We start from the raw sequence: 24,916 nt of genomic DNA, 5'->3' as shown, positions 1-24,916 counted from the left end.
GCCGACATGTCACATGAGCTGGGAGCAACTGATCACTACACCCAGGTCCTGAAGGCCGAGCAGCGATCACTCGTCTTATCCCTTACAGCTGCCGGAGTGATGTCGGTCGTGGGCATCGCCTGGGGACTTGCAGTCTCCTCGCAGATCATCTTGTTCGACGGTGCCTACGGCGTCATCGGGGTGGGGCTCTCGGCGCTGACTCTGCACGCCTCAAATCTGGTGAAGCGCGGGCCTTCGAGCCGGTATCCCTTTGGGCGCGAGGCCCTTGGACCATTGGTGCTGGGTGTCCAGGGGCTTGTTCTGCTGGGAGCCTTCAGCTTCGCTGTGATCGATGCGATCCAGATCATTTTGGATGGCGGTGGACAGACCGAGCTCGGAGCTGCCCTCGTCTACGCAATCATCGCGTTGATTGGCTCGCTGGCGGTGTATCTCGTGCTTCGTCGGATGAGCACCGACTCAGAACTGGTTGCTGCCGAGGCGGCCCAGTGGGCGGCTGCGGTGCTTCTTGGGCTAGCGATGCTCGTCGGCTTCTCAGCAGCGATCCTGCTCAATGATTCGCAATGGGCCTGGTTCGCGGGCTACGTGGATCCGATTCTGGTGCTCGTCGCGGCGGTTCTGGTGGCACCAACCCCGATCGGCATGCTGCGCACCACGATTCGCGAGCTCCTTGAGGGGGCTCCAGGTGCCGATGTCGCAGTGCCAGTGCGCCAGGGGATCGCTGAAGTCGCGGCGGCCCATGATCTCCCGGATCCGCAGTCGGTGCTCATCGGCAAACTTGGTCGAAAGATCTACGTCGAGGTCGATTTCCTCGTGGTGCCGGATCGATGGACCCTCACAGATGCCGACCGCATCAGGACAGAACTTCGTGACAGATTGCAGGCACCGGGCTTGAGCTTCTGGCTCAATGTTGAACTGCATACCGACCCCAATTGGGACACCCACTAGGGGCAAGGCAGGCATTTGTGCCCGAATTGCTCAGCACCCCGCAGCGGCCGTAGACTGCCTGCCGCGGTTAAACCGTTGGCGGTAGCCTGCCCACAGGCATGCCAATGGGGCGACTTAGGGTCGTAGCTCAATTGGCAGAGCACCGGTCTCCAACACCGGGGGTTGGGGGTTCAACTCCCTCCGGCCCTGCGAACGTTGCAGGATGCACGATTTCGACGAAGTGAAGGCAAGGGCATGACGGACACGGATGGCACCCTCGAGCGCAGCTCGAGCAGTCCAGCGCGCCCAAAAAAGAAGAATGTCTTTGCCCGACTGGCGCTGTTCATTCGCCAGGTGGTCGCTGAGCTGCGCAAGGTCATCTGGCCCACGCGCAAGGAGCTCATCGCCTACTCGACCGTTGTTCTCGTGTTCGTACTCTTCATGGCAGGCTTCATCGCCGGCCTTGATTTCTTCTTCACCAAGGCTGTGCTGTTCGTCTTTGGATGAGCACTCGCTCAACGCCCTTCCCCGATCAAGGAGATACCCCGCTGTGTCCGAGCAGGACCTGAACGAAGTTGTAGTCCAGTCAGATACTGACACCGACCTCGTCGCTGACGTGATTGAGGCCGAGCTTGATGCTGCTGATGCAGCAGTGGCTGAAGAGGCGACTGAATTACTGGTCGAGGCGATTGTGGTGGCCGAGGTCGAGGCAGAAGTCGGAGCCGAGATTGAGGCCGAGATTGAAGAAGAAGTCGATCCGATCGAGGAGTTCCGCGAGCAGATGCGCCGCGCCCTTGGCGATTGGTATGTCATTCACTCCTACGCCGGCTACGAGAACAAGGTCAAGCAGAACCTCGAATCGCGCGTGAACTCCCTCAACATGGAGGACTACATCTTCCAGGTCGAGGTGCCGATGGAAGAGGTCACCGAGATCAAGAGCGGCGTGCGCAAGCAGATCAAGCGCAATAAGTTCCCGGGCTATGTCCTTGTTCGTCTTGATCTCACGGACGAATCCTGGGGAGCTGTTCGGCATACTCCGGGCGTCACCGGCTTTGTGGGCCACGGCCATCAGCCGTCACCGCTTTCAGTCGATGAGGTCACCGCGATCCTCGCTCCGGTACCTGAGAAGAAGTCCGGAGCCACAGGAGGTTCCGGTGGCGCTAGCCCGTCAACCCCACAGATCACCGAGATCGATTTCGCCGTCGGCGATTCGGTCACGGTCGTAGATGGACCGTTTGCCACCTTGCATGCGACCATCTCCGAAATCAATATCGAGGCGCAGAAGGTCACCGGCCTGGTGGAGATCTTCGGCCGCGAGACTCCGGTTGAACTCGCGTTCAGCCAGGTCGTGAAGAACTAGCGACCACGCCGATTCCCGGAAGCGCCGCTCCCGGGTCGTATCAACACTAAAAGCACGCCACACGTAAGGACCCGAAACTATGGCACCGAAGAAGAAGGTCGCTGGCCTGATCAAGTTGCAAATTCAGGCAGGTGCAGCGAACCCCGCGCCGCCAGTGGGCCCAGCCCTTGGCCAGCACGGCGTCAACATCATGGAGTTCTGCAAGGCGTACAACGCTGCAACAGAATCCCAAAAAGGCAATGTGATCCCTGTTGAGATCACGGTCTACGAGGATCGTTCTTTCGATTTCGTCCTCAAGACACCGCCCGCCTCCCGTTTGATTCTCAAGGCCGCTGGTCTGGAGAAGGGCTCGGGAACTCCGAAGACTTCAAAGGCTGGCTCGATCACCCAAGATCAGGTCCGTCAGATTGCCGAGACCAAGATGCCTGACCTCAATGCCAATGACATTGAGGCCGCGATGAAGATCATCGAGGGCACCGCACGTCAAATGGGAATCACCGTTTCCGCGTAATCACGCAACCCCCCACCTGTGGGAGAGCCCGCGCGGCTCGCCAACCACAACCTGCGAAGGAGCAGAAATGAAGCGCAGCAAGGTCTACCGCGAAGCGGCAGAGAAGATCGACGCGGATGAGCTCTACACGCCATTGGCTGCAGTGCGACTGGTGAAGGAGACCACCAAGTCGAAGTTCGATCCCACCGTTGAGATCTCCATGCGATTGGGTGTTGACCCTCGCAAGGCCGATCAGATGGTGCGTGGCACGGTGAATCTGCCCCATGGCACTGGCAAGACCGTTCGGGTCCTGGTGTTTGCCAATGCTGAAAAGGCAGAGGAAGCCCGCGCCGCAGGCGCCGACTTCGTCGGCTCAGATGACCTCATCGAGAAGGTACGCGGAGGTTGGACCGATTTCGATGCAGCAGTCTGCACCCCTGACCTCATGGGCAAGGTCGGCACTTTGGGCAAGGTGCTGGGACCTCGTGGTCTGATGCCCAACCCCAAGACCGGCACGGTCACTATGGATGTGGCCAAGGCTGTCGATGACATCAAGGGCGGCAAGATCGAGTTCCGCGTTGACAAGCACTCCAACCTGCAGTTCCCCATCGGCAAGGCTTCGTTCACCGAGGTGCAGCTGGTTGAGAATTACGCAGCTGCTCTCGACGAAGTACTTCGCTTGAAGCCTTCAGCAGCCAAGGGTCGCTACGTCCGCAAGGCCGTGTTGTCCTCGACGATGGGCCCTGGCATCCAGGTTGATCCCAACCGCGTCAAGAACCTGCTGTCTGACGACGAGTAGTTCCAGTTCTAGACATGTGTAGGGGCCCGTCCAGAGGACGGGCCCCTACACATGTCTAGATGCCCTGTCAAGACTTGAGGCTGCCCGCGCGCGCCAACTCGACGACGCAGTCGACCACCGCAGGATCGAAGAGCGTGCCGCGCTCCGAACACAAGTATTCAATCGTCGCCTGCTGCCCGATGCTCGGCTTATACGGACGATCACGAGACATTGCATCTGCCACGTCCGCAACGGCGAGGATCCGGCCAGCCAGTGAAATCTCGTCCCCATGCAGCCCGCGGGGATAGCCGGAACCATCGAGGCGCTCATGATGCTGGCTGATTGCAGTCTTCAGCGGCCACGGAAAGTCGAAGCCCGCGAGCATCTCTTCACCAATGATGACGTGCTGCTGCAAGAGGGACATTTCAGGATCGCGCAGGAGCGAGGGCTTCAAGAGCAGTTCTGTCGGAACGCCGATCTTGCCGATGTCATGGATGAGGGCGGCAAGTCTGATGCCCTGGATCTCGTGGGCATCCAAACCTAAACACTCGGCAATCTGCTCTGCGATAACGGCCACTGCGGCTTGATGGCCAGCCGTATAGGGATCCCGTGCTTCCAGAGCGGAAGTCAGTGCGCGGATGGTGGCTTCGAGGGCGTCATTCAACTTGGCTGTGTTTCGCAGCCGTTCCAGTCCTAGCCCGAGCTCTTGGCACAAGGTCGACGCCAAGCTGCTGGCGACTTCGTCAAATAGGAGAGGCTCATCGGCATAGACCGTCAGCACCCCATTGACCACCCCGTAGACGCGCACTGGTACAGCAAGCAGAGATTTGATGTTGGCATTGGCTGCCCGATCCCGATCATGGGGGTAGTTCGCGTCGTGCTGAGCGTCAGGGAGATAGACGATCTCGCCAGTCGTGAAGCACACACCGCTTGGAGAATTCGGATTTGGCCCACCTGCTTGCTCAGGATGGGATTTCTGGAGGCGCTCAACAGGCCCATAACTTGCCCGGATGGCAAATCGACCTGGGATTTCGCTGGAAGGGCGCCAGTACACAGCCAAGAATGCGCTTCCAGATTCAACCACTGCTCGGCAGACCGATACCAGGAGTTCCTCTTCGGTCGAGGAGCGTGCCAATGCAGAGGTTGTCTTGAGCACCGCCTGCCACTCATTGCTCCGGAGGTCGCGCCAATCTGACCACCCCGGCACCTGCGCAAGTTCAATCATCCACGCCTCCATTCCAGTCCCCACTGGGCATGCAGGGTGAACTCGGCTGATAGTTACCAAATGTACCCCGCTTGGCTCCGCGTGAGCCTTGATTTGCCCATCTTGGCCGATTCGGCCTACAGTTCCCCCCGACCGAAGACCGCTGGTCACGAACCGCAAGGTTCGTCGAAGGCTCCACAGCATGTGGGCGACCCGCGTAGGACACTTGAGAATGGCCCGTTGGGGCCATGCCCCGTGCGCCTGCGCCGGGGCGTTTTGCATGGTGGGGGTCCACTTGAAAGGAGCCCCATGGCTAAAGCGACAAAGGTGGCAACCGTCACCGAGCTCGCCGAGCACTTCCGCACCTCCAGTGCTGCAGTGCTGACTGAATACCGTGGCCTCAGCGTTGCGCAGTTGAAAGAATTGCGTCGCACCCTGGGACCAACGGTGACCTACGCGGTCGTCAAGAACACTTTGACCAAGATCGCTGCCAAGGACGCTGGTGTCACTGGCCTGGATGATCTGCTGGCCGGACCGAGCGCAATCGCGTTCGTCACTGGCGATGCCGTTTATGCAGCCAAGGTCATTCGCAACTTTGCCAAGGACAACGTCGCTCTTGTGATCAAGGGCGGAATCATGGATGGCAAGGTGCTTGACGCCGCTGACATCCAGAAGATCGCCGATCTCGAATCGCGTGAGGTTCTGCTCTCCAAGCTTGCTGGCGCAATGAAGGCCAAGCAGTCCCACGCCGTCGCGCTGTTCGCAGCTCCACTGGCCAAGGCCGCCCGTGCTCTCGGTGCTTTGCAAGCCAAGCTTGAGGCGGATCCGTCCGCACAGGCTGCACCCCAGACTCCAGTAGCCGAGGCGCCAGTCGCCGAAGCACCAGCAGCCGACGAGGCTGTTGAGGCTGTTGCCGAAGAAGTTGTCACTCCCGAGACGCAGGCCACTGAGGCAGCTGTTGAGGAAACCACCGAGGGCTAAAGCCCACCAAAACCCGGCCCTCGGCCGGTTCTACCTGAAAGGACGCCACCATGGCGAAGTTGAGCACCGATGATCTGCTTGAAGCATTCAAGGAGATGACCCTTCTCGAACTCTCAGAGTTCGTGAAATTGTTCGAAGAGACCTTTGATGTGACTGCAGCCGCACCGGTTGCCGTTGCAGCCACAGCAGCACCGGCCGGCGGCGACGCTGGCGGCGCAGCCGCCGAGCAGGACGAGTTCGATGTCGTCCTTGAGGTTGCTGGCGACAACAAGATTCCAGTCATCAAGGAGGTGCGCGCACTCACGAGCCTGGGTCTGAAGGAGGCCAAGGATCTCGTCGAGGCAGCTCCGAAGGCGATTCTTGAGAAGGTCAACAAGGAGACCGCTGAGAAGGCAAAGGCACAGCTCGAATCAGCTGGCGCCACCGTCACCATCAAGTAACTCCCAGCGCTGCGTGGGGGGTGGGCCTTTGGCCTGCCCCCCACAGTGCTGTCTGGGTGCAGCCCGTGCTCGATGCTCCAGCCGCAGCGCTCCCACGCCCATCCGATATCCACATCCGGAACATGATTTGTGCCGATGCGCTTGACCTTTTGCACTCCAGGGTCCATTCTCAGCAGCGCAGTCTCGTGCACCAGACCGGTTACCGAGGACCTGCCCGCGCTAGTCGATGAGCCTTCAGCTGTCGAACGTCGCACTTGCGGGCAAGGCATCGAGGGTAATTGGCCTAGGGGTCGGGGTCGACAGCGGTTTGCCCGTAGGGTAGGCTGCCGCTTTGCGCTGCCATTTCATTGCAAACTGAACCGGGTTGTCTAGGGGTCTGCCCCTTGACTATCCGGACTGTTGCCATTGATTCAGGTCTGTGCAAGCTGGAAATTAGCGCCCTGTGGAAGGAACTACCTTGGCCCCCACGCGTACGTCTAGCGTCACGCCGCTTTCCCCCGGTTTGCACCGGGCCTCCTTTGCCAAGATTCGCGAGCCATTGGCTGCGCCAGATCTGCTGAAGTTGCAGACCGCCAGTTTTGACTGGTTGCTTGGTGGAACTGAATGGCAGCAAGTGGTGCGTGAGGCCCTCGCCGCCGGTAACCACGAGATCCCGCAGGCTTCCGGCCTGACTGAGATCTTCGAGGAGATCAGCCCGATCGAGGATTTCGCCGGCGCCATGTCGCTGTCCTTCCGCGATCACCGCTTTGAGCCTCCCAAGTACACCGTTGAGCAGTGCAAGGACAAGGACTTCACCTACTCCGCACCGCTGTTCGTCACAGCTGAGTTCATGAACAACGAGACTGGTGAGATCAAGTCCCAGACCGTCTTCATGGGTGATTTCCCGCTGATGACCAACAAGGGCACTTTCATCATCAACGGCACCGAGCGTGTCGTGGTGTCGCAGTTGGTCCGCTCACCCGGCGTCTACTTCGATCGCTCGGTCGACAAGGCCACTGACAAGGATGTCTTTGCTTGCAAGATCATCCCCAGCCGTGGCGCCTGGCTCGAGTTTGAGATCGACAAGAAGGATCTCGTCGCCGTTCGCGTTGACCGCAAGCGCAAGCAGCCCGTCACGGTGCTCTTGAAGGCGCTGGGAATGAACACCGAGCAGATCATTGAGCGCTTCGGTAAGTACGAGACCTTCATGGCCACCCTTGAGAAGGATCACATCGCGACTCAGGAAGATGCCCTGCTTGACATCTACCGCAAGCTTCGTCCCGGCGAACCGCCAACTCTGGAGAACGCCCGCAACTTGCTCGACAATTTCTACTTCAACCCGAAGCGTTATGACCTCGCCAAGGTTGGCCGTTACAAGATCAACAAGAAGTTGGGTCTTGACCAGCCGCTCACACAGAGTGTTTTGACTCTTGAAGATGTCGTGCAGACCATCGAGTACCTCGTGCGCCTGCATGCAAGTGAGACGACCATCGAAGGCCCTCGTGGCGAAGTTCGCTGTGAGACCGACGACATCGATCACTTCGGCAACCGTCGCCTGCGCACCGTTGGCGAACTGATCCAGAATCAGATTCGCACGGGTCTTTCCCGCATGGAGCGCGTGGTGCGCGAGCGCATGACGACTCAGGACGTCGAGGCCATCACGCCGCAGACCCTGATCAACATTCGCCCAGTCGTTGCCTCGATCAAGGAGTTCTTCGGAACTTCGCAGTTGTCGCAGTTCATGGATCAGACCAACCCACTTGCCGGTCTGACCCACAAGCGTCGTCTGTCAGCACTTGGCCCCGGTGGTCTTTCGCGTGAGCGCGCAGGCTTCGAGGTCCGCGACGTTCACCCCTCGCACTACGGCCGCATGTGCCCGATTGAGACACCTGAAGGCCCGAACATCGGCCTGATCGGATCTCTGTCGACCTATGGCCGTGTCAACGCCTTCGGATTCATCGAGACCCCCTACCGCAAGGTCATCAACGGTCGCGTCAGTGACGATGTCGATTACCTGACTGCAGATGAAGAAGATCTGCACGTGGTGGCCCAGGCCAACACGACGATCGATGGCAACGGCAAGATGCTTGACGATCGTGTGCTTGTGCGTCGCAAGGGCGGCGAAGTCGACTACATCCTTCCTCAGGATGTCGATTACATGGATGTCTCACCGCGCCAGCTGTGGTCAGTCGCAACGGCGATGATTCCCTTCCTTGAGCATGACGATGCAAACCGCGCCCTGATGGGTTCGAACATGCAGCGTCAGGCAGTTCCGCTCCTTCGCTCGGAGGCCCCACTCGTGGGCACCGGCATGGAGTTCCGCGCCGCGTACGACGCCGGAGACATCGTCACTGCGCAGGCTGCCGGCGTGGTCACTGAAGTGTCTGCTGATTTGGTCACCGTTATGCAGGACGACGGCGAGTACATGACCTACCGCATCGAGAAGTTCCACCGTTCCAATCAGGGCACCTGCTTCAACCAGCGCCCGATTGTCAGTGCCAACGACCGCGTCGAAGTTGGTCAGGTGCTTGCTGATGGTCCTTCAACGGATCTTGGCGAAATGGCCCTTGGCAAGAACCTGCTCGTGGCATTCATGTCATGGGAAGGCCACAACTACGAGGACGCAATCATCCTCAACCAGCGTCTTGTGCAAGACGATGTGCTCTCCTCGATTCACATCGAAGAGCACGAAGTCGATGCTCGCGACACCAAGCTGGGCCCAGAGGAGATCACTCGCGACATCCCGAACGTTGCCGAAGAAGTGCTTGCCGATCTCGATGATCGCGGCATCATTCGCATCGGTGCCGATGTCGTTCCCGGTGACATCCTCGTTGGCAAGGTCACGCCAAAGGGCGAGACCGAGCTCACCCCAGAAGAGCGCCTGCTGCGCGCAATCTTCGGTGAGAAGGCTCGCGAAGTTCGCGACACCTCACTCAAGGTTCCGCACGGCGAGTCCGGCAAGGTCATTGGCGTTCGCGTCTTCGACCGCGAAGAGGGCGACGAGCTGCCACCAGGCGTCAACCGTCTGGTTCGCGTCTACATCGCTCAGAAGCGCAAGATCACTGAGGGCGACAAGCTTGCTGGCCGGCACGGCAACAAGGGCGTTATCGCCAAGATCCTGCCTGCTGAAGACATGCCCTTCCTTGAAGATGGCACGCCTGTTGATGTCGTCCTGAACCCGCTCGGTGTTCCTGGTCGTATGAACGTCGGTCAGATTCTCGAGACTCACTTGGGTTGGGCCGCGGCAACAGGTTGGCAGGTTGATCCTTCTGACCCACGTGCGGCGAACCTTCCTGACATGGTCAAGGAGGCTCCACGCTGGACCAAGGTGGCCACGCCAGTCTTCGACGGCGCTCACGAAGATGAGCTCGCGCTCGTGCTCGAGTCCACCCTGCCAACAGACGACGGGTTCACGCTCGTTGGTCCTGATGGCAAGGCGGCCTTGTATGACGGACGCAGCGGCGAGCCGTACCCAGGCCGGGTCACGGTTGGCTACATCTACATCCTCAAGCTCCTGCACCTGGTTGACGACAAGATCCACGCTCGCTCAACTGGTCCGTACTCGATGATCACTCAGCAGCCATTGGGCGGTAAGGCTCAGTTCGGTGGCCAGCGCTTTGGTGAGATGGAAGTGTGGGCACTTGAGGCCTATGGCGCTGCTTATGCGCTGCAGGAGTTGCTCACCATCAAGTCCGATGACGTGCTTGGTCGCGTCAAGGTCTACGAGGCAATCGTCAAGGGCGAGAACGTCCCTGAGCCGGGTATCCCTGAATCCTTCAAGGTGCTCGTCAAGGAGATGCAGTCGCTGTGTCTGAATGTCGAGGTGTTGTCCAGCAACGGGCAGGCCATTGAACTTCGTGACACCGATGAGGATGTCTTCCGCACCGCCGAGGAACTCGGCATTGACCTGTCACGCCCAGAGCGCAGCAGCGTTGAAGAGCTCTAGTACCTCAGAGCGATTCCTAGCCAAACTTCCGCACACGAACGAAGGACACTTCAGTGCTAGACGTTAACTTCTTCGACGAACTCCGCATCGGCCTTGCCACTGCGGATGACATCCGCACTTGGTCATATGGCGAGGTGAAGAAGCCAGAGACCATCAACTACCGCACTCTCAAGCCTGAGAAGGACGGCCTGTTCTGCGAGAAGATCTTCGGACCCACTCGAGACTGGGAGTGCTACTGCGGCAAGTACAAGCGCGTGCGTTTCAAGGGCATCATCTGTGAGCGATGCGGCGTCGAGGTGACTCGAGCAAAGGTTCGTCGCGAGCGCATGGGCCATATTGAGCTTGCTGCGCCGGTCACGCACATCTGGTACTTCAAGGGTGTGCCGAGCCGTCTTGGCTACTTGCTTGATCTTGCTCCGAAGGATCTTGAGAAGGTCATCTACTTCGCTGCCTACATGATCACCTGGGTCGACATCGACGGACGCCACGAGGCGCTTCCGTCGCTGGAGAACCAGTTGGGCGTGGAGAAGAAGCAGATTGCCAATCGTCGCGATTCAGACATTGACACCCGCGCCAAGAAGCTTGAGTCAGATCTGGCCGAGCTTGAGGCCGAGGGTGCCAAGGCTGATGTGCGCCGCAAGGTGCGCGAATCAGGTGAGCGCGAGATGGCAGCTGTTCGCCGTCGCGCTGACACTGAGATCGAGCGACTTGATCGCATCTTTGATCGCTTCCGCACTCTGAAGGTCCAAGACCTCGAGGGTGACGAGATGCTGTTCCGCGAGATGCGTGATCGTTACGGTCGCTGGTTTGACGGAAGCATGGGCGCAGCTGCAATTCAAAAGCGCCTTGAGACCTTCGACCTCGACGCAGAGAACACGATCCTTCGCGACATCGTGGTCAACGGCAAGGGACAGAAGAAGACGCGTGCGCTCAAGCGCCTCAAGGTTGTCAATGCCTTCCTGACCACCACGAACTCGCCTACCGGCATGGTTCTTGATGCTGTTCCCGTCATCCCACCGGATCTTCGTCCGATGGTTCAGCTCGATGGTGGCCGCTTTGCAACGAGCGATCTCAACGATCTCTATCGCCGCGTGATCAACCGCAACAACCGCTTGAAGCGTCTGCTCGACCTCGGTGCACCCGAGATCATCGTCAACAACGAGAAGCGCATGCTCCAAGAGGCTGTTGATGCCCTGTTCGACAACGGCCGTCGTGGCCGTCCCGTCACTGGACCGGGCAACCGCGCACTGAAGTCGCTGTCCGACATGCTCAAGGGCAAGCAGGGCCGCTTCCGTCAGAACCTGCTCGGCAAGCGCGTTGACTACTCGGGCCGTTCGGTCATCGTGGTCGGCCCGCAGTTGAAGCTGCACCAGTGCGGTCTGCCAAAGCAGATGGCACTTGAGCTCTTCAAGCCCTTCGTGATGAAGCGTCTGGTTGATCTCAACCACGCCCAGAACATCAAGAGCGCCAAGCGCATGGTTGAGCGTTCGCGTTCAGTTGTGTGGGATGTGCTTGAAGAGGTCATCACCGAGCACCCAGTGCTGCTCAACCGTGCGCCAACCCTGCACCGCCTTGGCATTCAGGCCTTCGAACCACAACTGATCGAAGGCAAGGCCATCCAGATCCACCCACTGGTCTGCACAGCGTTCAACGCAGACTTCGATGGTGACCAGATGGCTGTCCACCTGCCCCTTTCGGCAGAGGCACAGGCCGAGGCTCGCATATTGATGCTCTCGAGCAACAACATCTTGTCGCCGGCAAACGGTCGCGCCATCACCACTCCTACCCAGGACATGGTGTTGGGCATCTACTCGCTGACGATGAACGAGCCTGGTGCTCCAGGCGAAGGCCGCGCCTTCTCCTCGATAGCAGAGGCGATGATGGCCTTTGATGCGAAGTCACTTTCGCGTCAGTCGGACATCGTCATTCGCCTGACCGACGGTCTGCCTCCAGAGGGCTTCGAAGGCACTGAAGGCTGGGAGCCAGGTCAGCCCTTCCTGCTCAAGACGACTCTTGGTCGCGCAATCTTCAACGAGGCGTTGCCCAGTGATTACCCATTCGTCAACGCGCAGGTCGACAAGCGGATGCTCGGTGCCGTGGTCAACCAACTCGCAGAGCGCTACGCCAAGGTTGATGTCGCTGCTACCCTCGACAAGCTCAAGGAGCTCGGCTTCTACTGGGCAACTCGCTCGGGCGTCACGATCTCGATCTCCGATGTCGTCACTCCTCCGCGCAAGGCTGAACTGCTCGCTGTTGCTGAAGGCTTTGCTGACAAGGTGCAGAAGCAGTACGAGCGTGGTCTGATCACCGACTCTGAGCGTCGTCAGGAGCTCATTGAGATCTGGACTCGCGCTACCGATGAGGTTGCCAAGGCCATGCAGGAGAACTTCCCGCGTACCAACCCCGTCCACATCATGGTCGACTCTGGTGCTCGAGGTAACTTCATGCAGGTCCGTCAGATCGCAGGTATGCGTGGGCTGGTGGCCAACCCCAAGGGCGAGATTATTCCGCGTCCGATCAAGTCCAACTTCCGCGAGGGCCTGTCGGTTCTGGAGTACTTCATCTCCACCCACGGTGCTCGCAAGGGTCTGGCTGATACCGCACTTCGTACTGCTGACTCCGGTTACCTGACTCGTCGCCTCGTTGACGTTTCGCAGGATGTCATCGTGCGTGAGGTTGACTGCTTCACCGATCGCAGCACTGCAATCACCATTGGTGAAGTTGTCGATGGCAAACTGCGTCCGCTGGAGAACCTCGACACTGCTGTCACCTCACGGGTGCTCGGTCGCGATGTCGAGGTCGATGGCAAGACGATCGCGCTTGCTGGCGAAGAGCTCACCACACCTCGACTCATTGAGCTCGTCGAGCTTGGTGCAGCCGAGGTTCGCGTCCGCACGGTTCTGACCTGCGAGAGCAAGGTCGGCACCTGCGCAATGTGCTACGGCAAGTCGATGGCAACCGGCAAGCTGGTTGATGTCGGCGAGGCCATTGGCATCGTGGCAGCGCAGTCCATTGGTGAGCCTGGTACTCAGCTCACCATGCGTACCTTCCACACCGGCGGCGTTGCTGGTGAGGACATCACGCATGGTCTGCCTCGCATCGTTGAGCTCTTCGAGGCTCGCACCCCCAAGGGTGTGGCCCCGATCAGCGAGGTCACCGGCCGCGTGCGCATCGATGACACTGACAAGACCCGCAAGCTCGTCGTTGTCCCAGACGATGGCAGCGAAGAAATTGCGCAGCCAGTGTCCAAGCGCACCCGCTTGCTCGTCGAAGACGGTCAGCATGTGCAGGTGGGTCATCAGCTCACCATCGGTGCGGTTGATCCCAAGCAGGTGCTGCGCATTCTTGGTCAGCGCGCAGTCCAGCTGTACCTGGTTGATCAGGTGCAAGAGGTCTATCGCTCGCAGGGTGTCTCGATCCACGACAAGCACATTGAGGTCATCGTTCGCCAGATGCTCAAGCGCGTCACGATCATTGACGATGGCGACTCAGGTTTCCTCACCGGCGATGTCATCGAGCGCACCAATTTCGAGAACGTCAACCGTCGTGTGGTCTCTGAAGGCCGGGCACCAGCTGCTGGTCGCCCAGAACTCATGGGTATCACCAAGGCATCGCTTGCAACTGAGTCCTGGTTGTCAGCAGCTTCCTTCCAGGAGACCACTCGCGTCCTCACCGACGCAGCCATTCATGCCAAGAGCGATCCGCTGTTGGGCCTGAAGGAGAACGTCATCCTGGGCAAGCTCATCCCTGCAGGTACCGGTATGCCGATCTACCGCAATGTTCGAGTTGAGCCCACCGAGGAAGCCAAGAACGCGATGTACGCAACCTTCGCGAACTACGACGAGCTCGACTACACCAGCTTCGGTGCCTCCTCAGGAGCTGCTGTGCCGCTGGAGGAGTTCGACTTCCGCGGGTACAACGCATAGGCAGTCAGCAGTACTGAAGAAGGGGAAGAGCTACGGCTCTTCCCCTTCTTCCTTGTTCCTTCTGTTCGCTTAGAGATATCTGTCGAGCACTTCCGCAAAACGTTTCTGATCAGATTCAGGAATGCCGTTCGACCGTGCGACATTCGGATAGTGCTTCTCGAATTTCCGACCAGATTGAGGCCGCATCTTCATTAGTGATGCCGAAATACTCACTGGCACTATTCAACGCGTCCTGGCATTGCGTGGGCTCGGTGATGTAGTTGATGCCCGTAACTCGCTGCTTGTTGGAATCGGGATCGGGATTGATGTCAAAGATTGGAGATAGCAGCCACCCGCTGGGTTCTCTTAAGAATCCATGGTTTCTCATATGGTCGTCTGTGTTATTGATAGCAATTGAAAATGCTATGCGTCGCCACAGTTCCTGCAAGTCGTTGTGCGCGCGACTGCTGTGCTGAGCCAGCGCCTCCGCCAACTCGACGTAGTCGCTGTGCGAACCGTCCTTGACCTGCATTAGCGACATTGCGCTGAGGTATGGAATTCGATTATCCCCGCCCCGGTCGAAGCGATCGAGAAGCAGAACATTTTGGCTACTTACCTTTACAAGTTCGCGCGTTGGACATTGGATATGAGCCCTTTCAGCTAGATCCAACGCAGTTTTCTCCCATGCCATCACGTCCCATGCGTCACTGCTGTGCGGGAATTTTGCGATCTTTAGTAGTTTGCCGTCGCGGACAGATGCTTTGGGACGAGCGCCACCCAGCGAACCTGAGCCTGCATCGAGTAGCAACTTGATTGCTGCCATGAGGTCAGTGGAAGCTTCGTCTTTTGACACAAGGTTCGCGGCGTCGAGGAGTTTTGGAAGTTCAATGAGTTTGGGAACGCTCAGTTCGGATGCCAGGAAGTTGGTTCCGTCGAGGGAATATCGGAGCGCCCCCTGCCTGGTGATGTCGCTGACACCTAGCAGGTAGTCGGACTCACTGGGAGTCCGTGTTGTTCGCGTCCCAGGGTCTGCAGTTGCGCGAAGCCGCTTGTCGATTAGGTTCCTTCCCCATCGGTCAGGGGCACTGTCTAAGAGTCCGCCCGGCAATCCGGCAGTGACGCCGCCCTGAGACTCCAGTGGCAGGTCTGGGCTAATGGCCCATGCTCCGGGTGTGCGAAGGTAGTTTCTGTCGTATTCAAAATTTGTCGAAACTGTGCCTCGACGATTCGAGATATGGGCCGTTCCAACGCGAATTGTCCGCGAATCCCAGTCAGTGTAAACACGGACTTCGACGCTGCTTGGCTGGCTCATCGACGCACTCTTTTGGGCAGGGTTTCATCCGCGCGCGCGCGTCCCAGAGCAGATTCGTATGGATCCATCGCCCTGACTAGGTTTTCAATTTGTCCCAATACCAGAGCAACACTCAGAAATATGTCCAAGCCGACTGTTGCCTCGCCCCGTTCTAGGCGGCCTATCGTTGTTCGATCCACACCAGCGCGTTGGGCTACTTGGTCTGCAGTCAGTCCTTGCAGTTTTCTCCAGGTTCTTAAGTGCTCACCGAGATCGAGTGCCGCCCTTCTGGCTCGAGCGGGCAATGGGCGACTAGTCATGGTTTCCTCCAAGGCGATAGAGCAACATTAGCATTAATGATGTAAATAACCATCATTAACCGACTTAAAGATGGCTGGGTGCAGCATTAATGATGAAAACAGATAGAGAATTAGCGCGAATCCTCACGAAGAGAGTTCCTGTGTCAGCTTGGAGAGATCTTCAAAAACGAATCCAATGAAAAGTTAGGTCAATCCCAGACCGACTAACTCAGATCGGCAAAGAGCATCAAATCCGGTGAGAAGCCTCTAGCACCACAATGCCCCTATGCCTGTAATCCAAATAAGCGATGTTGCAGAGCTGCGCCTTGCTGATTATTCATCGCTGACCGATGTGGCCTTGCGTACCAGCTTTGAATCTGAGCATGGCCTCTATATAGCTGAGAGTGTCAAGGTCATCACGCGTGCTCTGCGTGCAGGGCACACCCCCCGGTCGGTTCTGATGTCGAATCGTTGGCTGCCGCGCATGGGCGCGCTCCTGGAAGAAATCGAGTCGACTCATCCCAGCACTCCCATATTCATTGGCGATGAATCTGACCTGGAGGCAATCGCTGGCTTTCACGTGCACCGAGGTGCGCTCGCCGCGATGCATCGACCAGCCCTGCCCTTGCTCGATGAGTTGATCCACGAAGGTCGGCAACGCCTGGTGATTCTGGACGGCATCGTGGATCACACCAACATCGGCGCGATCTTCCGTTCCGTGGCCGGCATGGGTGCTGATTCTGTGCTGCTGACTCCGCAGTGCGCAGACCCGCTGTACCGGCGCAGTGTGCGGGTGTCGATGGGCTCGGTGTTCCAAGTGCCATGGACACGGATTGAGAGTTGGGCTACTGGCATTGCTCGGCTTCACGAGCTGGGCTTCACCATTGCGGCACTGGCCTTGACTGCAGACTCGCAGGACCTTGCCTCCTTCGCCGCCGATGCGCCAGATCGCTTGGCGATAGTTCTTGGCTCAGAAGGAGATGGACTCTCCTCCAGCGTGATTGCAGATGCCGATGTCGTGCTGCGCATTCCGATGTCCGGGGGAGTGGATTCCTTGAATGTTGCGGCGGCATCTGCCGTTGCGTTGTGGGCCTTGCGCCTTGCCTCCGAATCCTGATCAGGCTGGTCGCATCGAATAGAGTGCAGCCATGAGCCCCGAGGATCAGCCAGCACCTGAGCAGTCCTGGCCAAGCGAGCCGATTCCGGCTCCCGCTATTCCTCCATACGCATGGGTGGCCCCGCCGGCTCCGGCGCCGGCAACCTCGGCAGACGCGATCGTTGCCTTTATCTTGTCGCTCGTCTCGTGGGCGGTCTGCCCGATCATCTTTGCTGTGGTCGCTCTGGTCTTTGCGATGAAGGCTGATCGGGCGATTTCGGCAGCTCCGGGAACTGTGGGCGGCAGTGGGCTGAATTTGGCCGCCAAGTTGATTGCCTGGATCAATATCGGCTTCTGGGTGGCAGCGATCTTCATCGGTGGGTTCATCGCGATCGTGCTGATTCTGGCTGGCGCAGGCTCCACCCCTGCTCATCCGTGAGGCGGATCTGCTTGCGCGGTTGCAAATCAGACCCCGTTTTGACTCTGCGGACTAAAGCCGAGTAATCTTCCCCTTCGTGTCTGACCCCTCAGGCACATCCCGCCGTGCGAACTTCCCCCGAAGGCATGCACCGACGCTGATGCGTCTGGGATCCATCCACGATCTGGTGATCGTTGCTGCGAGATGCGGCGCGACACACCCGACCGCGTGGGTCGGAGACTGAGGGAACAGGAACGGCAAGGTCACCAACCGAGAAAGGCAACGCGTGCCAACGATCCAGCAGCTGGTCCGTAAGGGTCGGCAGGACAAGGTCTCCAAGACGAAGGCTCCCGCACTCAAGGGCAGCCCTCAGCGTCGCGGAGTCTGTACCCGTGTGTACACAACCACGCCCAAGAAACCGAACTCGGCTCTGCGCAAGGTGGCCCGTGTGCGATTGACCTCTGGCATCGAGATCACCGCTTACATCCCCGGTGTTGGTCACAACCTGCAGGAGCACTCGATCGTGCTGATCCGCGGTGGACGTGTCCGCGACCTTCCCGGTGTGCGCTACAAGGTCATCCGCGGCGCCCTTGACACCCAGGGCGTCAAGAACCGCAAGCAGGCTCGCAGTAAGTACGGCGCGAAGAAGGAGAAGGCCTAATGCCTCGCAAGGGCCCTGCCGCCAAGCGGCCGATCGTCATCGACCCGGTCTACCAGGCCCCGTTGGTCACCCAGCTCGTCAACAAGGTGCTCCTTGACGGCAAGCGCTCCACCGCAGAGCGCATCGTCTATGGCGCATTGGAAGGCTGCCGCGAGAAGACCGGCACCGATCCAGTGCAGACCTTGAAGCGCGCACTCGACAACATTCGTCCCACCCTTGAGGTGAAATCCCGCCGTGTCGGTGGCGCCACCTACCAGGTTCCCATTGAGGTCAAGGCAGGCCGGGCAACCACCCTGTCCCTTCGCTGGCTGATCAGCTACTCGCGTCAGCGTCGTGAGAAGACCATGACCGAGCGCCTTATGAACGAAATTCTGGATGCCTCCAACGGTCTTGGCGCAAGCGTCAAGAAGCGCGAAGACACCCACAAGATGGCCGAGTCGAACAAGGCCTTCGCGCACTATCGCTGGTAACCCCCACCGCCTGTAACCCACCCACCCATACGCAACGGAGAGCATTCGTGTCTACGCAGACCAGCCTCGACCTCGCCAAGGTCCGCAACATCGGGATCATGGCGCATATCGACGCGGGCAAAACCACCACGACCGAGCGCATCCTGTTCTACACCGGTATCAACTACAAGATCGGTGAAGTTCACGAGGGCGCAGCGACGATGGACTGGATGGAGCAGGAGCAGGAGCGCGGCATCACGATCACTTCGGCTGCCACCACCTGCATCTGGAAAGACCACACCATCAACATCATCGATACCCCCGGTCACGTGGACTTCACTGTTGAGGTTGAGCGTTCACTGCGAGTGCTCGACGGCGCCGTCACGGTGTTCGACGGCGTAGCCGGTGTCGAGCCACAGTCCGAGACCGTGTGGCGCCAAGCCGACAAGTACAGCGTTCCTCGCATCTGCTTCGTCAACAAGCTCGACCGCACCGGTGCTGATTTCTTCCGTTGCGTCGACATGATTGTTGAGCGCCTTGGCGCTACCCCGCTTGTGCTGCAGATCCCCATCGGCGCAGAGGGCGATTTCCTTGGTGTCGTTGACCTCATCACCATGAAGGCGCTGACCTGGCGCGGGGAGACCGAAAAGGGCGAAGACTACGAAATCGAAGAAATCCCTGCTGAGCTTGCTGCTCAGGCCGCGGAGTACCGCGAGAAGCTCCTTGAAGTTCTTTCCGAGGCAGATGATGAAATCCTCGTGAAGTTCCTTGACGGCGAGCAGTTCACTGTCCAAGAGATTCAGGCTGCAATTCGTCGCGCGACTCTTGCGTACAAGCTCACTCCAATCCTTACTGGCTCGGCATTCAAGAACAAGGGCGTTCAGCCCATGCTCGATGCCGTTGTCGCCTACCTTCCCTGCCCCTTGGACGTTGAAGCAGTCGAGGGTCACAAGATGGGCCATGAAGACGTCATCATCGAGCGCAAGCCAAGTGACAGCGAGCCCTTTGCCGCGCTGGCATTCAAGATCATGACCGATCCGCACCTTGGCAAGCTCACCTACATGCGGGTGTACTCGGGTCGACTGAACACCGGCACTGCAGTGCTCAACAGCGTGAAGGATCGCAAGGAGCGCATCGGAAAGATCTACCGAATGCACGCCAACAAGCGCGAAGAAATCGATTCAGTGGGCGCCGGCGACATCGTTGCCGTGATGGGTCTGAAGGACACCACCACAGGCGAGACCCTGTGCGATCCAGCCAACCCAGTTGTGCTGGAGTCGATGACCTTCCCCGCACCGGTCATTCACATTGCAATCGAGCCCAAGACCAAGAGCGACCAGGACAAGCTCGGTATCGCAATTCAGCGACTCGCTGAAGAAGATCCGACCTTCCACGTGCGCTCAGATGAAGAGACCGGCCAGACCATCATCGGTGGCATGGGCGAGCTGCACCTTGAGGTGCTCGTTGACCGCATGAAGCGTGAGTTCAATGTCGAGGCGAACGTGGGCAAGCCCCAGGTCGCCTACCGCGAGACGATCACCAAGAAGGTCGTCAAGATCGACTACACCCACAAGAAGCAGTCAGGCGGCTCGGGCCAGTTCGCGCGAGTCATCATCGACCTCGAGCCGAACACCGACGAAGGTGGCGGCTACGCATTCGAGAACAAGGTCACCGGCGGACGCATTCCTCGTGAATACATCCCATCGGTTGACGCAGGAGCTCAGGAAGCGCTGGAAAACGGTGTCCTCGCTGGCTACCCAATGGTCGACGTCAAGGTCACGCTGCAGGACGGCGCGTACCACGATGTTGACTCCTCGGAACTCGCATTCAAGATCGCCGGCTCCATGGCGTTCAAAGATGCCGCGCGCAAGGCCGGCGCGGTCATCCTCGAACCGATGATGGCCGTTGAGGTGACTACACCCGATGACTTCATGGGTGATGTCATTGGCGATCTGAACTCACGACGCGGTCAGATCCAGGCGATGGAAGAACGCATGGGCGCTCGCGTTGTGAGAGCAGTTGTACCGCTGTCTGAGATGTTCGGCTACGTGGGCGATCTACGCAGCCGCACTCAAGGACGTGCGAGCTACAGCATGCAATTTGACTCCTATGCACAGGTTCCATCCAATGTGCAGGTGGAGATCATCGCCAAGGCTCGCGGCGAATAGTCGCGGATCAAAAGAAACACACCACTAACAAAAATATCCATCCGATCCGCGATACCGCCGGACGGCTACACGACAAGGGAGAACTCAAGTGGCGAAGGCCAAGTTTGAGCGCACCAAGCCGCACGTCAACATCGGCACCATTGGTCACATTGACCATGGCAAGACGACCCTGACTGCCGCAATCACCAAGGTGCTGCACGACAAATTTCCGGATGTGAACCCCTTCACACCCTTCGACATGATCGACAAGGCGCCAGAAGAGCGTCAGCGCGGTATCACCATCTCGATCGCGCACGTCGAGTACCAGACAGAGGCGCGTCACTACGCACACGTCGACTGCCCAGGTCACGCTGACTACATCAAGAACATGATCACCGGCGCTGCCCAGATGGACGGTGCAATCCTCGTGGTTGCCGCCACTGACGGCCCGATGCCGCAGACCAAGGAGCACGTCATCCTGGCTCGCCAGGTCGGCGTTCCTGCCATCGTCGTTGCGCTCAACAAGTGCGACATGGTTGACGATGAGGATCTCCTTGAGCTCGTCGAGATGGAGGTTCGTGAACTTCTCTCGGCCTACGAGTTCCCAGGCGATGACCTTCCTGTCATCCGCGTTGCCGCCTTCCCAGCCCTTCAGGGTGACGCAAAGTGGGGCGAGACGGTCATGGAGCTCATGAACGCAGTCGACACCTACATCCCCACACCCGAGCGTGAGATTGACAAGCCTTTCCTCATGCCAGTTGAAGACGTCTTCACGATCACTGGTCGTGGCACCGTCGTCACCGGTCGCATTGAGCGCGGGGTCGTCAAGGTCAACGAAGAGATCGAGATCGTCGGCATTCGTCCAGGCATCCCGATCAAGACGATCGTCACGGGCGTCGAGATGTTCCGCAAGCTGCTTGACGAAGGTCAGGCTGGCGAGAACGTCGGACTGCTGCTTCGTGGCACCAAGCGCGAAGATGTCGAGCGTGGCCAGGTCTGCTGCAAGCCCGGCTCGATCACCCCGCACACGGGCTTCGACGCTCAGGTCTACATCCTTTCCAAGGATGAGGGCGGCCGTCATACGCCGTTCTTCAACAACTACCGTCCGCAGTTCTACTTCCGGACAACTGACGTCACCGGCGTCGTGACCCTGCCTGACGGCAAGGACATGGTCATGCCAGGCGACAACACCGACATGTCAGTGGAGCTCATTCAGTCCATCGCCATGGAGGACGGCCTGCGTTTCGCAATCCGCGAGGGTGGCCGCACGGTTGGCGCTGGTCGCGTCACCAAGATCACTAAGTAGTGAGGTTGGGAGCGACCCCAGGGCCGCTCCCAACACCACCACTGGATCTGCTTGAGAACGGTTCGACCTGCACCACCAGCACCACCCAAGCATTGGCACACGAGAAGTAAGGACACCAGCCACCATGGCGGGACAAAAGATCCGCATCCGGCTCAAGGCCTATGACCATGAGGTCATCGATTCATCGGCGCGTAAAATCGTCGAGACGGTGATCCGCACTGGTGCATCGGTTGCAGGCCCGGTGCCTTTGCCGACCGAAAAGAACATCTACTGCGTCATCCGCTCGCCCCATAAGTACAAGGACAGCCGCGAGCACTTCGAGATGCGCACACACAAGCGCCTCATTGACATTCTCGACCCCACGCCGAAGACCGTCGATTCGCTCATGCGTCTTGACCTTCCAGCTGGTGTCGACATCGAGATCAAGCTGTAGGGAAGACGAAACGATGGGCACCAACGTGAAGGGCGTACTGGGCACCAAGCTCGGCATGACTCAGGTCTGGGATGAGAACAACAAGGTTGTTCCCGTGACTGTGATTCAGGCCGGACCTTGTGTCGTCACCCAGGTTCGCACCCCAGAAAACGACGGATATTCCGCCGTCCAGATCGCTTTCGGCGCTATTGATCCTCGCAAGGTCAACAAGCCGGCCGCTGGTCACTTCGAGAAGGCCGGCGTCACCCCTCGCCGCCACCTCGTCGAGATCCGCACTGATGATGCTTCGGAGTACACCCTGGGCCAAGAGCTCGGTGCTGACACCTTCGAGACCGGTCAGCGCATTGACGCCGTAGGCACGACCAAGGGCAAGGGCTTTGCCGGCGCCATGAAGCGTCACGGCTTCCACGGTCTGCGCGCCTCGCATGGTGTCACGCGCAAGCACCGTTCACCAGGTTCCATCGGTGGATGCTCGACCCCAGGTCGCGTGTTCAAGGGCATGAAGATGGCGGGCCGCATGGGCACCGATCGTCAGACCACCTTGAACCTTCGCATTCAAAGCGTTGATGTCGAAAAGGGCCTGCTGCTCATCAAGGGTGCCGTTCCTGGCCCCAAGGGCGCGCTCATCTTCGTTCGAACCGCAGTGAAGGAGGCCTGACGATGACTGATGTCGACGTCCGCACCGCCGCAGGTGCGACCACGGGCAAGGTGGAACTGCCAGCTGAGATCTTCGACGTGCAGGTCAACGTTCCGTTGATCCACCAGGTCGTTGTTGCACAGCTCGCAGCTGCACGCCAGGGCACGCACTCGACCAAGCGTCGTGGCGAGGTTCGCGGTGGTGGGCGCAAGCCTTACAAGCAGAAGGGCACTGGTCGTGCTCGTCAAGGCTCGATCCGTGCGCCTCACTTCAAGGGCGGTGGAGTTGCTCACGGACCGCACCCTCGTGACTATGCCCAGCGCACCCCCAAGAAGATGAAGGCTGCAGCACTTCGTGGAGCCCTGTCTGATCGCGCTCGTGATGGTCGCGTGCATGTGGTTTCTCAGATCGTTGCCGGTGACACGCCTTCGACCAAGTTGGCCATTGCCGCGATGACCGCATTGGGTCTTGAGGGTCAGGTGCTTGCCGCCATCACTCGTGATGACGACATCGCAGCACTGAGCCTGCGCAATGTGCCCACGGTGCACGTGCTCTACATCGATCAGCTGAACACCTACGACGTGCTGGTCAGTGACTACGTGCTCTTCACCGAGGCATCACTTGAGATTTTCGTCGCTGGTGCTCCTGCCGGCAAGAGCGTCAAGGCTGTAGCAGCCGAGAGCGAGGTTGAAGCATGAGAATCCCAGATCCGCGCGACATTCTGATTTCACCAGTGGTGTCAGAGAAGAGCTACGCACTGCTCGACGAGAACAAGTACACGTTCATTGTCTCGCCAGATGCCAACAAGACGCAGATCAAGATCGCCGTCGAGCAGGTTTTCGGCGTCAAGGTCACGGCTGTGAACACCATGAACCGTGAAGGCAAGCGTCTTCGCACCAAGACCGGCTTCGGCAAGCGGGCTGACACCAAGCGCGCCATCGTGTCTGTTGCAGACGGCGACCGCATTGACATCTTCGGAGGCCCGGTCTCCTGACCGGCCAAAGACGACCAGAGGAACTGAAATGGGAATCCGCAAGTACAAGCCGACAACGCCGGGCCGTCGTGGCTCGAGCGTGGCCGACTTCGTCGAGATCACGCGGTCTGAGCCGGAGAAGTCGCTCGTCCGTCCACTGCCGAAGAAGGGTGGCCGCAACAACAGCGGCAAGATCACCACTCGGCACCAAGGTGGCGGTCACAAGCGTGCCTACCGTCTGATCGACTTCCGTCGCGCAGACAAGGACGGCGTGCCTGCCAAGGTCGCGCACATCGAGTACGACCCGAACCGCACTGCGCGCATCGCGCTGCTGCATTTCGCGGACGGCGAGAAGCGTTACATCCTGGCCCCGAACAAGCTCAAGCAGGGCGACCCGATTGAGACCGGCCCAAGCGCCGACATCAAGCCGGGCAACAACCTGCCGCTGCGCAACATCCCCGTCGGCACCGTGATCCACGCCGTGGAGCTCAAGCCAGGTGGCGGAGCCAAGATCGCTCGTTCGGCAGGCACCAGCATTCAGTTGGTTGCCAAGGACGGCCCCTACGCCCAGCTGCGCATGCCCTCCGGTGAAATCCGCAACGTGGATCTGCGCTGCCGCGCGACCATCGGCGAGGTGGGCAACGCCGAGCAGTCCAACATCAACTGGGGCAAGGCTGGCCGCATGCGCTGGAAGGGCAAGCGCCCGACCGTCCGTGGTGTAGCCATGAACCCAGTCGACCACCCACATGGTGGTGGTGAAGGCAAGACTTCAGGTGGACGCCACCCGGTCAACCCGAATGGCAAGCCAGAAGGCCGTACTCGCAGCCGCAATAAGGCCAGCGACCAGTTCATCGTCCGTCGCCGCAAGTCCGGCAAGAAGCGCTAAGGGAAGTCATGCCACGTAGCCTGAAGAAGGGTCCGTTCGTCGACGACCATCTGATCAAGAAGGTCGACGCACAGAACGAGGCCAACACCAAGACTGTGATCAAGACCTGGTCGCGCCGCTCAATGATCGTGCCGGCAATGCTGGGTCACACGATCGCGGTGCACGACGGCCGCAAGCACGTGCCGGTGTTCGTCTCAGAGAACATGGTCGGACACAAGCTCGGTGAGTTTGCGCCAACCCGTACTTTCAGGGGCCACGTCAAGGACGACCGCAAGGCCAAGCGCCGCTAATCGCAGCGCTACTCAATGACCAC

Annotated in this window: 24 protein-coding genes and 1 tRNA gene; 22 read left to right on the top strand and 3 right to left on the bottom strand. The window is 59.2% G+C overall.

The window, feature by feature from the left end; all coding sequences use genetic code 11:
• The first annotated feature begins 6 nt into the window (after nt 1-6).
• The 6 genes from Q7L55_10830 (at nt 7) to rplA (ending at nt 3,573) form a co-directional block, all read left to right on the top strand.
• Nucleotides 7-945, top strand: coding sequence for a cation diffusion facilitator family transporter (locus Q7L55_10830; GenBank protein MDO8733044.1), 939 nt, complete (start codon nt 7-9; stop codon nt 943-945).
• A 116-nt stretch (nt 946-1,061) separates the two neighbouring features.
• Nucleotides 1,062-1,134 (top strand) — tRNA-Trp (locus tag Q7L55_10825).
• Between the two features lie 45 nt (nt 1,135-1,179).
• Nucleotides 1,180-1,431, top strand: coding sequence for a preprotein translocase subunit SecE (secE, locus tag Q7L55_10820; protein ID MDO8733043.1), 252 nt, complete (start codon nt 1,180-1,182; stop codon nt 1,429-1,431).
• Between the two features lie 43 nt (nt 1,432-1,474).
• Nucleotides 1,475-2,284: a transcription termination/antitermination protein NusG gene (nusG, locus tag Q7L55_10815; protein ID MDO8733042.1), complete on the top strand. Its 810-nt coding sequence runs from the start codon at nt 1,475-1,477 to the stop codon at nt 2,282-2,284.
• A 79-nt stretch (nt 2,285-2,363) separates the two neighbouring features.
• On the top strand, nt 2,364-2,795 hold the full coding sequence (gene rplK, locus Q7L55_10810; protein ID MDO8733041.1) for a 50S ribosomal protein L11: 432 nt from the start codon (nt 2,364-2,366) through the stop codon (nt 2,793-2,795).
• Between the two features lie 67 nt (nt 2,796-2,862).
• A complete protein-coding gene (rplA, locus tag Q7L55_10805; GenBank protein MDO8733040.1) occupies nt 2,863-3,573 on the top strand; it encodes a 50S ribosomal protein L1 in 711 nt (236 codons plus the stop codon).
• A gap of 67 nt (nt 3,574-3,640) precedes the next feature.
• Here rplA and Q7L55_10800 read toward each other — a convergent pair whose 3' ends face one another.
• On the bottom strand, nt 3,641-4,777 hold the full coding sequence (locus Q7L55_10800) for an HD domain-containing phosphohydrolase (GenBank protein MDO8733039.1): 1,137 nt from the start codon (nt 4,775-4,777) through the stop codon (nt 3,641-3,643).
• A gap of 288 nt (nt 4,778-5,065) precedes the next feature.
• Here Q7L55_10800 and rplJ point away from each other — a divergent pair, with 288 nt between their 5' ends.
• From rplJ to Q7L55_10780, 4 genes are all read left to right on the top strand, one after another.
• Complete coding sequence (gene rplJ, locus Q7L55_10795) at nt 5,066-5,737, top strand: 50S ribosomal protein L10 (GenBank protein ID MDO8733038.1); 672 nt, start codon at nt 5,066-5,068, stop codon at nt 5,735-5,737.
• Nucleotides 5,738-5,787: 50 nt separating this feature from the next.
• Nucleotides 5,788-6,177, top strand: a complete 390-nt coding sequence (gene rplL / locus Q7L55_10790) for a 50S ribosomal protein L7/L12 (protein MDO8733037.1) — start codon at nt 5,788-5,790, stop codon at nt 6,175-6,177.
• Between the two features lie 457 nt (nt 6,178-6,634).
• Nucleotides 6,635-10,102 (top strand): DNA-directed RNA polymerase subunit beta, encoded by a 3,468-nt coding sequence (gene rpoB / locus Q7L55_10785; protein ID MDO8733036.1) that lies wholly within the window; start codon nt 6,635-6,637, stop codon nt 10,100-10,102.
• 53 nt (nt 10,103-10,155) lie between these two features.
• Nucleotides 10,156-14,028, top strand: a complete 3,873-nt coding sequence (locus tag Q7L55_10780) for a DNA-directed RNA polymerase subunit beta' (GenBank protein ID MDO8733035.1) — start codon at nt 10,156-10,158, stop codon at nt 14,026-14,028.
• Between the two features lie 115 nt (nt 14,029-14,143).
• Here Q7L55_10780 and Q7L55_10775 read toward each other — a convergent pair whose 3' ends face one another.
• Both Q7L55_10775 and Q7L55_10770 read right to left on the bottom strand, forming a co-directional pair.
• Complete coding sequence (locus Q7L55_10775; GenBank protein MDO8733034.1) at nt 14,144-14,830, bottom strand: HipA domain-containing protein; 687 nt, start codon at nt 14,828-14,830, stop codon at nt 14,144-14,146.
• A gap of 485 nt (nt 14,831-15,315) precedes the next feature.
• On the bottom strand, nt 15,316-15,618 hold the full coding sequence (locus Q7L55_10770; protein ID MDO8733033.1) for a helix-turn-helix transcriptional regulator: 303 nt from the start codon (nt 15,616-15,618) through the stop codon (nt 15,316-15,318).
• A 265-nt stretch (nt 15,619-15,883) separates the two neighbouring features.
• Between Q7L55_10770 and Q7L55_10765 the strand changes: the two genes are divergently transcribed.
• The 12 genes from Q7L55_10765 (at nt 15,884) to rpsS (ending at nt 24,893) form a co-directional block, all read left to right on the top strand.
• Nucleotides 15,884-16,714 carry an RNA methyltransferase gene (locus Q7L55_10765; GenBank protein MDO8733032.1) on the top strand — a complete coding sequence of 277 codons (831 nt, stop codon included), beginning with the start codon at nt 15,884-15,886 and terminating at the stop codon, nt 16,712-16,714.
• A 31-nt stretch (nt 16,715-16,745) separates the two neighbouring features.
• Nucleotides 16,746-17,132: a hypothetical protein gene (locus tag Q7L55_10760; protein ID MDO8733031.1), complete on the top strand. Its 387-nt coding sequence runs from the start codon at nt 16,746-16,748 to the stop codon at nt 17,130-17,132.
• 265 nt (nt 17,133-17,397) lie between these two features.
• Entirely contained in the window at nt 17,398-17,772 is a 375-nt protein-coding gene (gene rpsL / locus Q7L55_10755; GenBank protein ID MDO8733030.1) for a 30S ribosomal protein S12, read from the top strand.
• Nucleotides 17,772-18,242, top strand: a complete 471-nt coding sequence (gene rpsG / locus Q7L55_10750; GenBank protein ID MDO8733029.1) for a 30S ribosomal protein S7 — start codon at nt 17,772-17,774, stop codon at nt 18,240-18,242. Before rpsL ends, rpsG begins: the two co-directional genes overlap by 1 nt.
• 98 nt (nt 18,243-18,340) lie before the next feature.
• Nucleotides 18,341-20,389, top strand: a complete 2,049-nt coding sequence (fusA, locus tag Q7L55_10745) for an elongation factor G (GenBank protein MDO8733028.1) — start codon at nt 18,341-18,343, stop codon at nt 20,387-20,389.
• A gap of 88 nt (nt 20,390-20,477) precedes the next feature.
• Nucleotides 20,478-21,674 (top strand): elongation factor Tu, encoded by a 1,197-nt coding sequence (gene tuf, locus Q7L55_10740; GenBank protein ID MDO8733027.1) that lies wholly within the window; start codon nt 20,478-20,480, stop codon nt 21,672-21,674.
• A gap of 124 nt (nt 21,675-21,798) precedes the next feature.
• Nucleotides 21,799-22,107: a 30S ribosomal protein S10 gene (rpsJ, locus tag Q7L55_10735; protein MDO8733026.1), complete on the top strand. Its 309-nt coding sequence runs from the start codon at nt 21,799-21,801 to the stop codon at nt 22,105-22,107.
• Between the two features lie 13 nt (nt 22,108-22,120).
• The gene (rplC, locus tag Q7L55_10730) at nt 22,121-22,765 is read left to right on the top strand and encodes a 50S ribosomal protein L3 (GenBank protein ID MDO8733025.1); all 645 of its coding nucleotides are present in this window, start codon (nt 22,121-22,123) and stop codon (nt 22,763-22,765) included.
• Nucleotides 22,766-22,767: 2 nt separating this feature from the next.
• A complete protein-coding gene (gene rplD, locus Q7L55_10725) occupies nt 22,768-23,442 on the top strand; it encodes a 50S ribosomal protein L4 (protein ID MDO8733024.1) in 675 nt (224 codons plus the stop codon).
• Nucleotides 23,439-23,738, top strand: coding sequence for a 50S ribosomal protein L23 (gene rplW / locus Q7L55_10720; GenBank protein ID MDO8733023.1), 300 nt, complete (start codon nt 23,439-23,441; stop codon nt 23,736-23,738). The genes rplD and rplW overlap by 4 nt, the downstream gene beginning before the upstream one ends.
• Before the next feature lie 28 nt (nt 23,739-23,766).
• Entirely contained in the window at nt 23,767-24,603 is an 837-nt protein-coding gene (gene rplB / locus Q7L55_10715; protein MDO8733022.1) for a 50S ribosomal protein L2, read from the top strand.
• Between the two features lie 8 nt (nt 24,604-24,611).
• Nucleotides 24,612-24,893 carry a 30S ribosomal protein S19 gene (rpsS, locus tag Q7L55_10710; protein ID MDO8733021.1) on the top strand — a complete coding sequence of 94 codons (282 nt, stop codon included), beginning with the start codon at nt 24,612-24,614 and terminating at the stop codon, nt 24,891-24,893.
• Nucleotides 24,894-24,916 lie beyond the last annotated feature (23 nt).

The organism is Actinomycetota bacterium (genome assembly GCA_030650795.1).
In the GTDB taxonomy this organism is placed as follows: Bacteria; Actinomycetota; Actinomycetes; order S36-B12; family S36-B12; genus UBA11398.
The sequence above is the reverse complement of the archived record's forward strand: the minus strand, read 5'-3'. Positions and strand labels throughout refer to the sequence as shown.